General features: G+C 63.7%; 10 protein-coding genes. 4 read left to right on the top strand and 6 right to left on the bottom strand.

Annotated elements, in window-relative coordinates:
* Positions 1 to 5 precede the first annotated feature (5 nt).
* Together HZF03_RS11175 and HZF03_RS11170 are read right to left on the bottom strand one after the other, a co-directional pair.
* Entirely contained in the window at positions 6 to 1,727 is a 1,722-nt protein-coding gene (locus tag HZF03_RS11175; RefSeq protein WP_119019748.1) for a FecR family protein, read from the bottom strand.
* 11 nt (positions 1,728 to 1,738) lie between these two features.
* Positions 1,739 to 3,067 carry a tetratricopeptide repeat protein gene (locus HZF03_RS11170; protein WP_119019747.1) on the bottom strand — a complete coding sequence of 443 codons (1,329 nt, stop codon included), beginning with the start codon at positions 3,065 to 3,067 and terminating at the stop codon, positions 1,739 to 1,741.
* Positions 3,068 to 3,347: 280 nt separating this feature from the next.
* On the opposite strand from HZF03_RS11170, the gene HZF03_RS11165 reads away from it, so the two are divergent.
* The 3 genes from HZF03_RS11165 to HZF03_RS11155 all read left to right on the top strand — a co-directional run bounded on the left by HZF03_RS11165 (position 3,348) and on the right by HZF03_RS11155 (position 6,047).
* On the top strand, positions 3,348 to 3,809 hold the full coding sequence (locus HZF03_RS11165; protein WP_119019746.1) for an SRPBCC family protein: 462 nt from the start codon (positions 3,348 to 3,350) through the stop codon (positions 3,807 to 3,809).
* 268 nt (positions 3,810 to 4,077) lie between these two features.
* Complete coding sequence (locus HZF03_RS11160) at positions 4,078 to 5,904, top strand: tetratricopeptide repeat protein (protein WP_165858172.1); 1,827 nt, start codon at positions 4,078 to 4,080, stop codon at positions 5,902 to 5,904.
* On the top strand, positions 5,901 to 6,047 hold the full coding sequence (locus tag HZF03_RS11155; protein WP_234832328.1) for a hypothetical protein: 147 nt from the start codon (positions 5,901 to 5,903) through the stop codon (positions 6,045 to 6,047). Before HZF03_RS11160 ends, HZF03_RS11155 begins: the two co-directional genes overlap by 4 nt.
* Positions 6,048 to 6,049: 2 nt before the next feature.
* Here HZF03_RS11155 and HZF03_RS11150 read toward each other — a convergent pair whose 3' ends face one another.
* Both HZF03_RS11150 and HZF03_RS11145 read right to left on the bottom strand, forming a co-directional pair.
* Positions 6,050 to 7,867 (bottom strand): ATP-dependent nuclease, encoded by a 1,818-nt coding sequence (locus HZF03_RS11150; protein ID WP_119019756.1) that lies wholly within the window; start codon positions 7,865 to 7,867, stop codon positions 6,050 to 6,052.
* A gap of 645 nt (positions 7,868 to 8,512) precedes the next feature.
* The gene (locus tag HZF03_RS11145) at positions 8,513 to 10,138 is read right to left on the bottom strand and encodes a peptide chain release factor 3 (protein ID WP_119019744.1); all 1,626 of its coding nucleotides are present in this window, start codon (positions 10,136 to 10,138) and stop codon (positions 8,513 to 8,515) included.
* Positions 10,139 to 10,367: 229 nt separating this feature from the next.
* Between HZF03_RS11145 and sugE the strand changes: the two genes are divergently transcribed.
* Positions 10,368 to 10,682 carry a quaternary ammonium compound efflux SMR transporter SugE gene (sugE, locus tag HZF03_RS11140; RefSeq protein WP_011157837.1) on the top strand — a complete coding sequence of 105 codons (315 nt, stop codon included), beginning with the start codon at positions 10,368 to 10,370 and terminating at the stop codon, positions 10,680 to 10,682.
* A 115-nt stretch (positions 10,683 to 10,797) separates the two neighbouring features.
* On the opposite strand, the gene HZF03_RS11135 is transcribed toward sugE, so the two are convergent.
* Together HZF03_RS11135 and HZF03_RS11130 are read right to left on the bottom strand one after the other, a co-directional pair.
* A complete protein-coding gene (locus HZF03_RS11135) occupies positions 10,798 to 11,808 on the bottom strand; it encodes an inorganic phosphate transporter (protein ID WP_119019743.1) in 1,011 nt (336 codons plus the stop codon).
* Between the two features lie 14 nt (positions 11,809 to 11,822).
* Positions 11,823 to 12,467 (bottom strand): DUF47 domain-containing protein, encoded by a 645-nt coding sequence (locus tag HZF03_RS11130; protein ID WP_011157833.1) that lies wholly within the window; start codon positions 12,465 to 12,467, stop codon positions 11,823 to 11,825.
* Between the last annotated feature and the right edge of the window lie 248 nt (positions 12,468 to 12,715).

The raw sequence follows: 12,715 nt of genomic DNA, 5'->3' as shown, positions 1-12,715 counted from the left end.
GGGCGTTACTTCATCTTCGCCGCGAAGATGCCGGCGCCGAGATAGCCCGGGCCGCTGACCGCGAGGCTGCCGCCCATCTCGCCGACCGGACTCGATACGCCGCGGAAGAACGAACCCACCAGCGCCATATTGCGGGAGCCGACGTCGCCGGCGAGCGATCCGGCGAAGCCTGTCGTTCCCGAGAGCAACGAGACCTGGCCAGCGTAGTTGGTGCCGTCGAGTCCGGTGACGCTCACCTGCCCTGTTCTCGAGGCGAAATTGACCGTGTTGTTGAAGACGCCGGCCGCGTAATACGTGCTGCCGTCGTTCTGGATCGCTGCGACGGCGTGGCCGACATAGCTCGCCTGCCCGCTGAGCGGCACCTCGCCGGCGGTGGGCGGCCGGCCGGCAACCCAGAAGCCCTGGGCGACATCATAATACGGCCCCTGATTGCTGCCGCTCAACCAAAGTCCCCATTTGGTGTAATCGCAATCGCACGGCTGCACATTCCCGAAGCCGAGCCCAGAGCCGTATTGCTGGATCGTGTCGCGGGAGATCGACACCATCAAGCCGGTGTGGCTGGTGATCGGTGCGTCGTCGATGGTCGATACGATCTGGCCGTTCTTGCGGATCGCCGGCCCGGCGGCGAAGTTCGACTGGTCGTAGTAGCCGCTTTGCGAGTCCTCCTTCGGGTCGAGGAAGCCGAACTGATAGCTGAACGACCCTGGCAGATAGTTGCCGTTCGCATCGTGTGCGACCGTGCCGTCGAAATTGGCCTGGACGCGCCGCCGAAGCGCATCCGTCGCCACGACGGCGGTACCAACGAACGGGCCGACCGTCGCATAGCTGGAATTGCCATGGGTAGGATTGGCCGTGTCGGTAAGCCACGTCGTCATCAGGCCGCCGATGAAGCCGAACAGCGTGCCTGACGCCTGCTGAGTGGCGGTCTTTTCCACCGCGGTCTGCTGGGTCGAGGTCTGGATCGTCTGGTTCAGGGTCGAGGCGGTCTGATTGATCGGCGGCAGCGGCGTCGGCACCTGCGGCGTCAGCGAGCCGGCGACCGAGCCGTTGGGGGTGCCGGTCGCGCGGGCCTCGGCCCGCTGCACGTTGCCGCGCGAAGCGGTGCCCTGCCCGGCGCCGCCGCTCTGGCCGGGAGCGCTCTGGAACGACTGAATGAGATTCTGCACGAAGTTCGGCGGCGGCGGTCCCGGAGGTGACGGCGGCTCGCCGGCGCCAGGGGTCTGGGTGAATTCGCCGGCGCCGAGCGTCACCGTGCCGCCGGGCGTCGTCACCGTCGAAGAGCCGTAGCCCGCGAACACGAAGCCGGTTCCGATCATCGCGACGCCGCCGCGGATGCCGACGGTCGCCGCCGCGGTTTTGATCTCGGCATCGCCGGTGTGGCTGATCTGGCCGCCGACGAACCGCAGCGCGCCCTTGCCGAGCCGGGCTGCCAGCTTGCCGGTGCCGGAATTCGGATCATAGACGTATTCGTCGATCGTCAGGTCGCTGTTCGGGCCCACTGTCATCGAGGTCTTGTCGATGAACAGGATCTGCACCGAGCCCTTGTCGGTGGTCTTGATCCGCTCCTTGTGAGCGATCGACTCGCCGATCGAAATCGTACGCAAGTTTGCTGTCGCGGCGGGGTTCACGGCCGATGCCTTGCCGACCTCCTGCGCCACCGCGAGGTTCGTCCCGCTCCCGGCCGCGAGCAGCGCGGCGGCTCCGATCATCCATCCCGACAGACGCATCGCGAGCCTCCTCAGAAACGCACCGTCGGCCCGAGCGAGGCCGACAGGTTGTTGGTGCGATAGTTCGGCAGGTTGGAGTCGATCTTGGTGTACAGCACCTGGGTGCGCACGCCGACATTGCCGGCGATCTGCGCATCGAGAATGGCGCCGTAGCGGTATTCGTCCTCGCGCCGCGCCAGCGTCGGGTCGACGATGAAGTTCGGCGCGTCGTAGTTCGAGCGGCTGTAGCCGATGGTCGGCGCCACCACGAACTGATGCGGCTGGCCGAACACCGGCACCACGAATTCGACCGGGAACGCCATGTCGATCGAGTAGCGCTTGTAACTGTTGTAGTCGGCGACCGCCTTGTTGACGTCATAGCCACCGCGCGTGGTCCAGTGCACCGGACCAAACCGGAAGTCGGTGGTGATCGCCGCGGTGGTCAGATCGCCGGTCTGGGTGCCGGCGGTCGGGTAGTAGGTCGAGTCGGTGAATTTGCGGTGCCGGGTCTCGACATAGCCTTCGATCAGGCCGTTGTCGCCGAGCGCCGAGCGCGCCGACAGACCGCCGCCGACCGCGCCGAAATAGCTGTAGTCGCCGAGCCAGACCTTGTCGCCGATCGCGTAGTATTTGAACGAGGCGTTCTGGCCGATCCCGACGCGGTGGCCGATGGTGCCTTCGAGCAGGCCGAGGTTGAACTGGCTTTGCGTGAACTGCCGCGAATTGTAGCCGAGGAAGGTGGTTTCGATCGCATCGCCGCGCATGTTGAGCTTGTAGGCGTAGGCGGCGGTGATGCTCTGGAATGCGTTCCAGTCCGGCTTGCGGCCGAACCGCGGATCGAGGATCGCATCCTGGCCGAGCGCGCGCACCTGCAGCGAATTCGGCCCGATATTGGCGTTGGTCTGGTAGCGCATGCCACCCTGCAGGAACACGCTGTATTCATGCTTCGACAGCCGCCGGTCGATCTCGGACAGATACGCCATCACCTGACCGCGGATTTCGTCCGGAACGTTGCCGCCCTTGATCGCGTCGAGCAGATAGCCGCGCGCGATCTCATAGGAGGCAAGCTTGAAGTACAGCACGCCGAGTTCGAGCTTCACTCGCGGCAGATCGGGATTGAAGAACAGCATCCGCTCAAGCGCGCCGATCGCGGCCTCGTAGTCGCCGCGCTCGACCGCCGCATGGGCGAATTTGAAGCTGACGTCGAGGTTGGCCGGCTGCTGATACATCTGGTTGAACAGCGCGTCGTAGCCCTGCTGCACAACCGCGGCGGGTGTCGCCCTCTGCTCTTGCGCGGACGCGGCCGAGCCGGCGATCACCGTCGCCGCCACAGCGCATAACCATGTCGCCTTCAATCGCACGCCGCACCCCGAAATGATCTGTCTGGAAACCGATTGCTCGTTGGCCGAGCTAATTGGTCGGGATTTTGCGGGAGGCGTTCGGCCGGCGGTATCCTTTTTTGCGCGAAAGGTCCGCAATTGCACGCCGACGTGGCCTTTTTGCCACGTGGATCGTCCCGAAACAGAACGGAACCGGCAGTTCACGCAAGAACTGAGCTTCGCGACGGAGGAATACTGCCCCTGGAACCGCCTGCCGCCATCCAACTGCGGCAACAGAGCAACACCGCCCGAGGGAATCTCCATGGCCGATACACCCGCCCGCAGCTCCACCTCGCCGTTCGAAATTCGCCATGCGGTGACGATCGCGGCGGCGCCCGAGGCCGTGTTCGACTACGTCACCAATCCGAAATCCTGGCCGGAATGGCTGCCCTCCTCCCATGCGCTGGAATGCGACGACCGCCCGATGGGCTTCGGCGACACCTTCCACGAGCACTGGTCGACCCGCAGCGGCCCGGTCGACCTCGACTGGCTGGTGATCGCCTGCGACCGCCCGCTGCTGTGGATCGGCCTGACCCAGACCAGCTTCATGGGCCCGGTGGTGGTGCACTACACGTTCGAGGCGACGGACGGCGGCACCCGCTTCATCCGAATCCTGCGCAACCCGGCCCGGCCCAAGCCGCCGACGCCGGAGATGGTGGAGCGGATGAGCGCGGAGGCGGAGCTCGGGCTTTCGAATATCAAGCGGATCGTCGAGGCCAAATAGGCCCGCCCAACGAAGCGCCAACGCCATCCCGCTGGCGACACCGTCCTGGGAGACGCCGAGCGTCCGCCTCCCTCACTTTCTCCAACCTCCGCTTGATATCGACCCTAGCCGATTACCAGACCCATGACGACCGGGAGCGCGATTCCCCGTCGTCGCATTTAGCGTTGCATGAGTTCGTATTTAGAGCTGAGCTGACACGTGTGATGTATGGTGGATTCGCCTTGCTACCGGCCGGCGGCTCGCCGCCGCCATGATGGAATGCTCGCCGATGACAGGGATGAATCGTAACGAGCGGAGGAAGCAGGCGAAGCTGGCCGCCAAGGATGGCGGCCCGAGCCAGCAACACACCATCGTTCAGCAATGGTTTGCGGCCGCGGTGCAGCACCATCAACAGGGCCGGCTGGCGGAGGCCGAGGCGCTGTACCGGCAGGTGCTGAATGCGGATGCGCGCCATGCCGACGCCTGGCACCTGCTCGGCGTCCTCGCGCTGCAGGTCGGGCGCAACGACATCGCGCTGGAGATGATCGGCAAGGCGATCGCGATCAACCGGATGGTCGCGGCCTATCACGGCAATCGCGGGCTGGCGCTGGACGGCCTCGGGCGTCCCGCGGAGGCGCTGGCGTCTTACGATGCGGCGCTGGCGATCGAACCGCGCTTTGCCGAGGCGCACTGCAATCGCGCCGCCGCGCTGATCACGCTCGGCCGGCTCGAGGACGCCCTGCGCGCGGCCGAAGCAGCGCTGCGGCTGCGGCCGGATGACGTCAACGCGCAGATCAACCGCGGCAACGCGCTCCGCGACCTCGGCCGGCTGGACGAGGCGCTATCCGCCTACGAGACCGTGTTACGAACGGCTCCCGATAACGCGCTGGCGCACACCAATCGCGGCATCGTCCTCAAGACGCTGGGGCGGCTCGACGAAGCCCTCGCCTGCTACGACGCCGCGCTGCAAGCCAATCCCAACCTCGCCGAAGCGCACACGAACCGCGGCGTCACCCTAAAGAACCTGTTGCGGCTCGACGAAGCCCTGGCCGCCTGCCGCACAGCGATTCAACTCCAGCCGCGCAGCGCCGAGGCCCACTACAATCTGGCGACCGTGCTGCACGATCAGTGCAGGCTCGACGACGCTCTTGCCGGCTACGATCAGGCGCTGGCGCTGCGGCCCGACTTCGCCATGGCCCGCTGGAATCGGGCCTGTATCCTGCTGTCGACGGCCCGTTTCGAGGAAGGCTGGCGTGAGCACGAATGGCGATCGCACAGGGAAAGCGCGCCGCGGCAATTTCCGCAGCCGCAGTGGGGTGGCGAAGCGATCGCCGGCCGAACCCTGCTGCTGCATGCCGAGCAGGGTCTCGGCGACACGCTGCAATTCCTGCGCTACGTACCCAAGGTTGCGGCGACGGGCGCGCGGATCATCCTGGCGGTGCCGGGACCGCTGCACCGCCTCGTCGCGCAGTCATTCCCCGACGTTGTCGTCCTCGACGATGCCGGCGCCCTGCCCGCGTTCGACTTGCACTGCCCGCTGCTGTCGCTGCCGCTGTGCTTCGGCACCACGCTCGAGACCATTCCGGCGGACGTCCCGTATCTGTCCGCCGATCTCGCCGCGGTGGCGCGCTGGCGCGAGCGCCTCGGCGCAGGATCGCGTCCCAAGGTCGGTCTGGTCTGGGCCGGCAATCCGCGACACGCCAACGACCGCAATCGCTCGATCGCGTTCGAGCAACTCGCGCCTCTGCTGGATGTCGCCGGGATCGACTGGATCTCGCTGCAGGTCGGCCCGCGCCGCGCTGACCTATCAGGCGCGCCCGCCGGCTTCATGCACGACGTCGCGGACGACCTGACCGACTTCGCCGAGACCGCCGCCGCCGTCACTGCGCTCGACCTCATCATCTCCGTCGACACCGCAGTGGCCCACCTCGCCGCCGCGCTGGCGCGACCGGTGATCATGGCGATCCCGTTCGTGCCCGATTGGCGATGGCTGCTGGCCCGCGCGGACAGCCCCTGGTATCCGACCGTCCGCCTGGTGCGCCAAACCCGGCCGCAGGACTGGGACGGCGTCGTGACCAAACTCGCCGCAACGCTGACGCGCTTCATCGAGACATGACCGGCGGCACCCGCTTCACCCGCATCCTGCGCAATCCGGCCAGGCCGAAACCGCCGACCGCGGAGATGGTCGAGCGGATGAGCGCGGAGGCCGAGCTGGGGCTTTCGAACATCAAGCGAATCGTGGAGGGAAACTCGGCATAGTTCTACTTCTCCGGCACGGCCCGACTCGCAAAATCGCCGAGCATCGACACGAGAGACGTCATCTCAGCCGGAATCTCCTCGGTCCTCATCGCATCCACAACTGAAGTCGGCGTAACGTTGACACCCAGTTGGGATTGCAGAGCATTGTTGATTGCAGCAAGCGCATCTTTTCCCGGGATGGCGTACAGCTTTGAACTCCTGGTTTCCCAGATGCCTTCAAACTCTCGCAAGACCTCCTGATTGAAGGTCGAATCATCGATAGCGGACCCACTCCGTCTTTCGAAATTGCGCCTGACTGATAGGTATTGCCCCTGAACTTCGATCTTCTTTTCAGCGCAATACGCCTCCAGGAAATCCGAGGTGAACACAGTGCCCTGCACTTCCAATCTATTTCCCGACCTCGCCTCCCGATCCGCAAGCCGCTTCTTGGCCGCCCTATCGATTGCGTCAGGTACTAAGAGAAAGTTCTCGACCTCCTTGCAGCAATGAATGATCACGACGTCGCAGAACTTTTCGCACTCACTCTTGATCCATTCACGCTCTCTTTCGCTTCGATAGTCTCGATCCAGCACCGCGACTGCCGAAATCTTGCTCCCAAGCGTAAGCTCCATGCCCGACAACAGACTCCTCATTCTCTCAGGGCTAAATCCACCAACCGGAACTACCGCAAATCCAGATCGGTTAGCTACAACCGCATTCTTTAGTCTGCTGGCAAATCTCGATATCAATTGAAAGTCTTGCCCCTCGACAAACACTACTCTGCGCGTCTTCGCCAGCTGCGTTAACGTTGGGTTTAGGTTCGATCCGAGCATGGAAAACACGACTCCCAGCTCACCCGGCCGCTTGATTCGCTTGGCAGACGAACTCCGCTTGTCGATCAGTACAATGTCATCCGACTCGGCTTCCGATATTATTTCCGTGGAGTGCGTTGCAAGAATGATGTCCGGCCCCATGTCACGCAACAGCCCAAGAAGCTGCCGTTGCAGATCGGAATGAAGATAGATGTCGGGCTCATCTATTAGAAAGATGGAACATTCATCCCTCTGTATGATATGTGTTAGCATCTGACACCACACTTGAAATCCAAATCCGGCCCAGAAGATCTCTCGCGGGATTCGATCTTCCGGACAAAACATATAGAGCCGAGTATCTTCCGCCGTAATTTGCGTATATGGCGCCTCAACGTCCATTCCGGGCCAAGTCCGCCGTAGGTAGTCCCTGAACTCCTCGAACCTTTTTGGGAAATGATACCAGATATTCCGAAAATTCCTTGAGGCGCGGAAATTGAACAATGCGCCACGCGCAGTCTCCTGCTTAACCAATATCTCGTCATGTTCTAGCGGTCCAAGAATTGGAACGAAGCCAACTGTGCAATCAAATTTTGATTTGAAGGTTGTAGGAGTATGCGACGTCTTTCCGTTTGCTTCTGCTATGAGAAAGCACGAACCCTGCTCTGGAAAATAGAGCAATAGTTCATTGCCATTCGACAATTTGAAGCGAACAGTGGCAGGAGACGTATCATCATAATTGAAAAAGATGTTTTCCTCTGCAATTGAGATTGAACTCAAATCAACTGGGTATCCGTGCACAAGCCCCTGAGGCCCTTTGATTGGTTGTGATTTCCTCTGTCGTGCTCGCCGCATCGCTGCGGCCAGTATCCTGAATCCTATTAGTACGGTCGATTTCCCGGCATTGTTAGGACCGACAAGAATATTGAACTGACGGAGCGACAGACCGAATTTTCTAAACGCTTTGAACCGATTGAATTCGATATGTGTGAACCGGGTAGCGGTACCTTTGGTCAGCGACGCCTTGGTCATCAACAAGCCCAATCCTCAAAAACAATGCCTACTCCTACTTACAAACCAATTGACAAACAGGTAACACAGATTATATTCCTATCCGTCTCGTTCGCGAGGGGCGCTTCTCGAGGGCGCTTGCGAGGCGGAGCGGGATACGGCGTCCTGCGTGACGTGCCTCGCAAGCACGCGCCCGGGAGGTTGAGGGTCACCGTCCGCCGCTACTACGAGCGGCCGCCGCTTCAGAGGCTGGACGGGTCGAGTAGAGGCCGGGGAAAGCCCGCAAGCTCGCTCGGTCCCGGAAGAGCGGTCCTTCAACCAAAAACCGCCGGGGTGGCGCGCCGCAAGGCGACGCGCGGTTCGCGATCTTCGTCCCTCGCGCGGGCGAAGGCCGGATCGCGACACTCCCAACGCCGCGTCTTGCGGCGCGCCGCCGCCCCTCACTTTGGGGCGGCTGTTCGGGCAAGGCTCGGGCGCGACGCGCCGCGAGGGTGCGGAGGTGTGGCTGTTTGACAGGGTTGATTATATGAAAGTCGTCATGCGCGGGCTTGACCCGCGCATCCATCGCGCGCTTAGCGCGCAACAAAGACGACGATCAGACGAAGAGGATGGATTGCCGGGTCAAGCCCGGCAATGACGCATCGTGATGTCGCGTAGTACGTCGCCTCACCCCGCCTTCTTCACGTCCTTGATTTCCGAGAACACGATCCCTTCGGCGCGGTCTTTGGTGTAGCCGAGATAGAATTCGTTCTTGGCGAGGTACACCGGATCGCCGTCGACGTCGTCGGCGATCGACGAGCCGTTATTGGCGATGAAGGTGTCGAGCTTCTTGCGGTCGTCGGACGAGATCCAGCGCGCGAGCTGGAATTCGGAGACTTCGAAATCGACCGGCAACTGATACTCGGCGGCGAGCCGGGCTTTCAGAACGTCGAGCTGCAGCGGGCCGACGACGCCGACCAGCGCCGGAGCACCGTCGCGCGGGCGGAACACCTGCACGACGCCCTCTTCCGACATCTGCTGCAGCGCCTCTTTCAGCTTCTTGGCCTTCATCGCATCGGTCAGCCGGACGCGGCGGACGATTTCCGGCGCAAAGCTCGGCACGCCGACGAAGGTGACGTCCTCGCCCTCGGTCAGCGTATCGCCGATCCGCAAGCTACCGTGGTTGGGAATGCCGACGACGTCGCCGGCGAAGGCTTCATCGGCCACCGAGCGATCCTGGGCGAAGAAGAACTGCGGACTGGACAGCGGCATCGCCTTGCCGGTGCGCACCAGCTTGGCCTTCATGCCGCGGGTCAGCTTGCCGGAGCACAGCCGCGCGAACGCGATGCGGTCGCGGTGGTTCGGATCCATGTTGGCTTGGATCTTGAACACGAAGGCGCTCATCTTCGGCTCGTCGGCTTCGACCTTGCGGGCGCTGCTCTCCTGCGCGCGCGGCGGCGGCGCGTAGCGGCCGAGCCCCTGCAGCAAATCGCCGACGCCGAAATTGCGCAGCGCCGAGCCGAAATACACCGGCGTCAGATGGCCTTCGCGAAACGCCTCGAGGTCGAACGGCTTGCAGGCTTCGGTGGCGAGCTCGAGCTCCTCCTTGACCGCGGCGACGTCGAGATTGGGATGGCGCTTGCCGAGTTCCTCGATGGTGATCTGCTCGGCCGCGCCGGTCTTGGCGCCGCCGCCTTCGAGCAGGCGGACGCCGCCGTTCAGCACGTCGTAGGTGCCGAGGAAGTCGCGGCCGCGCCCGACCGGCCAGGTCATCGGCGTGGTGTCGAGCGCCAGCGTCTTCTCGATCTCGTCGAGCAGATCGAAGATGTCGCGGGTCTCGCGGTCCATCTTGTTGATGAAGGTGATGATCGGAATGTCGCGCAGCCGGCAGACCTCGAACAGCTTGCGGGTGCGCGCCTCGATGCCCTTGGCGGCGTCGATCACCATCACGGCGGAGTCGACCGCGGTCAGCGTCCGGTAGGTGTCTTCCGAGAAGTCCTCGTGGCCCGGGGTGTCGAGCAGGTTGAACACCAGGCCGTCGAACTCGAAAGTCATCACCGAGGTGACCACCGAGATGCCGCGGTCGCGCTCGATCTTCATCCAGTCCGACCGGGTGTTGCGGCGCTCGCCCTTGGCCTTGACCTGGCCGGCGAGATTGATGGCGCCGCCGAACAGCAGCAGCTTTTCGGTCAGGGTGGTCTTGCCGGCGTCAGGATGCGAAATGATCGCAAAAGTGCGCCGCCGCGCCACTTCATGGGCGAGCGAAAACGGGGTCGAGGACGGCGCTTCGGCCGGAACAGCGGTGTCGGACATTCATCAGCCTGTGGCAGGGAAAGCCGGCGCGATCAAGGGCTTCCGGCGGGTCGCAGCGCCGGCAGTTGCGCGGCGGAACGGCGTCCCTCATATAAGGGATCGAGGACGACCTCAAAATCACCTTTTCGGCCGGGACGACCCGGCCTCCTCACCACCGCGCATTGCGCCGGCGCGCCATCCCGTTGGATGGCCTCACGAAATTTGCCCGGACGTGCGCAAGGAGGCCGCTATGGCTTGGTTCTATCTGTTCGTCGCCGGTCTGATGGAGATCGGCTGGGCGCTCGGCCTGAAATACACCGAAGGCTTCACCCGCTTGGTGCCGACGGCGCTGACCGTGTCGGCGATGGTCGCCAGTGTCGCGCTGCTCGGGCTCGCCCTGAAGACACTGCCGATCGGCACCGCCTATGCGGTATGGAGCGGCATCGGAGCGGTCGGCACCGCGGCGCTCGGCATCGCCCTGTTCGGCGATCCGGCCACGGTCGGCCGCCTCGCCTGCATCGGCCTCATCGTCGCCGGCATCGTGGGGCTCAAGTTGGTCGGCTAACGCCGACAACTCTATCCGTCATTGCGAGGAGCCAAAGCGACGAAGCAATCCAGGCCTCGGTGTGCCGACTTGGATTGCTTCGCGACGCTCGCAATGACGAAACTGGCCGCGCATCTCAGAACGTCGGAACCAGCCGGGTTCCCCAATACGCCAGCGCCGCGACGATCGCCGAGGCCGGGATCGTGATCACCCAGGCATAGACGATCGAGCTCGCCACGTTCCAGCGCACCGCCGACATCCGGCGCGCGGCGCCGACGCCGACGATGGCGCCGGTGATGGTGTGGGTGGTCGATACCGGCACGCCGAGGAAGGTCGCCATGAACAGCGTCGCGGCGCCGCCGGTTTCGGCGCAGAAGCCCTGCATCGGCGTCAGCTTGGTGATGCGCAGGCCCATGGTGCGGACGATCCGCCAGCCGCCCATCAGCGTGCCTAGCGCCATCGCCGCCTGGCACGACAGCACGACCCAGAACGGCACCGAGAATTCGCTGCCGAGATAGCCCTGCGAGTAGAGCAGCACCGCGATGATGCCCATGGTCTTCTGGGCGTCATTGCCGCCGTGGCCGAGCGAATACAGCGAGGCCGAGGCGAACTGCAGGATGCGGAAGGCGCGATCCACCGCAAACGGCGTCGACCGCACCGATGCCCACGACACGATCGCGACCAGCACCAGCGCCAGCAGGAACCCGACCAGCGGCGACAGCACGATCGCCAGCAGCGCCTTGGTCAGGCCGCTCCACACCGCGGCCGAGAGCCCGGCCTTGGCGAGGCCGGCGCCGAGCAGGCCGCCGATCAGGGCATGCGACGAGCTCGACGGAATGCCGAGCCCCCAGGTCACCAGGTTCCAGACAATGGCGCCGGTCAGCGCCGCGAAGATCACCGAGGCATCGATCACGCTGGGTTCGATGATGCCGGTTCCGATGGTGTTGGCGACGTGCAGGCCGAACACCATGAAGGCGATGAAATTGAACGATGCCGCCCAGAACACCGCATATTGCGGCCGCAACACGCGGGTCGAGACGATGGTGGCGATCGAGTTGGCGGCGTCGTGCAGGCCGTTCAGAAAATCGAACAGCAGTGCGACGGCGATCAACCCGACCAGGATGGGCAGCCCGAGCGAAGCGTCCACGGCCGGCCCCTGCCCTAGACCTGCTCGATGACGATGGAGTTGATCTCGTTGGCGACGTCGTCGAACCGGTCAGCGACCTTCTCGAGATGGTCGTAGATCTCGGCCCCGACGATGTAATCCATGGTGTTGGCGTTACGGTGCTTGAGGAACAGTTCCTTCAGCCCGATGTCGTGGAGATCGTCGACCCGGCCTTCCAGCTTGGTGATCTCCTCGGTCATCGCCGTCAGCATCTGCAGGTTCGGCCCGATCGACTGCATCAGTGGCACCGCGCGACCGACCAGATTGGCGCTTTCGACCAACAGCGTACCGATCTCCCGCATCGGCGGCTCGAACTCGCGGACCTCGAACAGGATCACCGCCTTGGCGGTCTGCTGCATCTGGTCGATGGCGTCATCCATCGACGTGATCAGGTTCTTGATGTCGACCCGGTCGAACGGGGTGATGAAGGTCCGGCGCACCGCGGTCAGCACCTCGCGGGTGATGTTGTCGGCCTCGGACTCGAAATGGCTGACGCGCTGGCAGTGCACCAGCGTCTCGTCGCCGCCGCGCAGCATGTCCTGCAGCGCCTGGGCTCCCTGCACGACCGTATGAGTGTGCTGGGCGAACAGATCGAAGAACCTCTCTTCCTTGGGCAGAAAGGCTCGAAAGTATCGTAGCATCGGGAGCTATCCGGTTGACGTGACGCGGGTTCGTAGGTTGGCAGTCGGAGGCCGGAGACGCCCGACCGCGTCACACCGGCGTCATAAAACACTTCAGAGGCTCACAGGCAACCGTCCATTCCGGACCGAGGAGACGCAAGTGCCCGCACCCGTGCTGTCCCGTAATCGGACAGCCGAAAGATGGGCACCTTCCGGCCGAGGCGGGGCGCCCTCGTCCACAGATTTCGTCCCGGCGCCTGGTTGCCGAC

This window comes from Rhodopseudomonas palustris, assembly GCF_013415845.1.
Taxonomy (GTDB): Bacteria; Pseudomonadota; Alphaproteobacteria; order Rhizobiales; family Xanthobacteraceae; genus Rhodopseudomonas; species Rhodopseudomonas palustris_F.
The sequence above is the reverse complement of the archived record's forward strand: the minus strand, read 5'-3'. Positions and strand labels throughout refer to the sequence as shown.

Excerpts from the sequence above, each read along its gene's own strand:
- HZF03_RS11175 (WP_119019748.1), bottom strand. The coding sequence starts at position 1,727 with ATGCGTCTGTCGGGATGGATGATCGGAGCCGCCGCGCTGCTCGCGGCC.
- HZF03_RS11165 (WP_119019746.1), top strand. The coding sequence starts at position 3,348 with ATGGCCGATACACCCGCCCGCAGCTCCACCTCGCCGTTCGAAATTCGC.
- HZF03_RS11160 (WP_165858172.1), top strand. The coding sequence starts at position 4,078 with ATGACAGGGATGAATCGTAACGAGCGGAGGAAGCAGGCGAAGCTGGCC.
- HZF03_RS11155 (WP_234832328.1), top strand. The coding sequence starts at position 5,901 with ATGACCGGCGGCACCCGCTTCACCCGCATCCTGCGCAATCCGGCCAGG.
- HZF03_RS11150 (WP_119019756.1), bottom strand. The coding sequence starts at position 7,867 with ATGACCAAGGCGTCGCTGACCAAAGGTACCGCTACCCGGTTCACACAT.
- HZF03_RS11145 (WP_119019744.1), bottom strand. The coding sequence starts at position 10,138 with ATGTCCGACACCGCTGTTCCGGCCGAAGCGCCGTCCTCGACCCCGTTT.
- sugE (WP_011157837.1), top strand. The coding sequence starts at position 10,368 with ATGGCTTGGTTCTATCTGTTCGTCGCCGGTCTGATGGAGATCGGCTGG.
- HZF03_RS11130 (WP_011157833.1), bottom strand. The coding sequence starts at position 12,467 with ATGCTACGATACTTTCGAGCCTTTCTGCCCAAGGAAGAGAGGTTCTTC.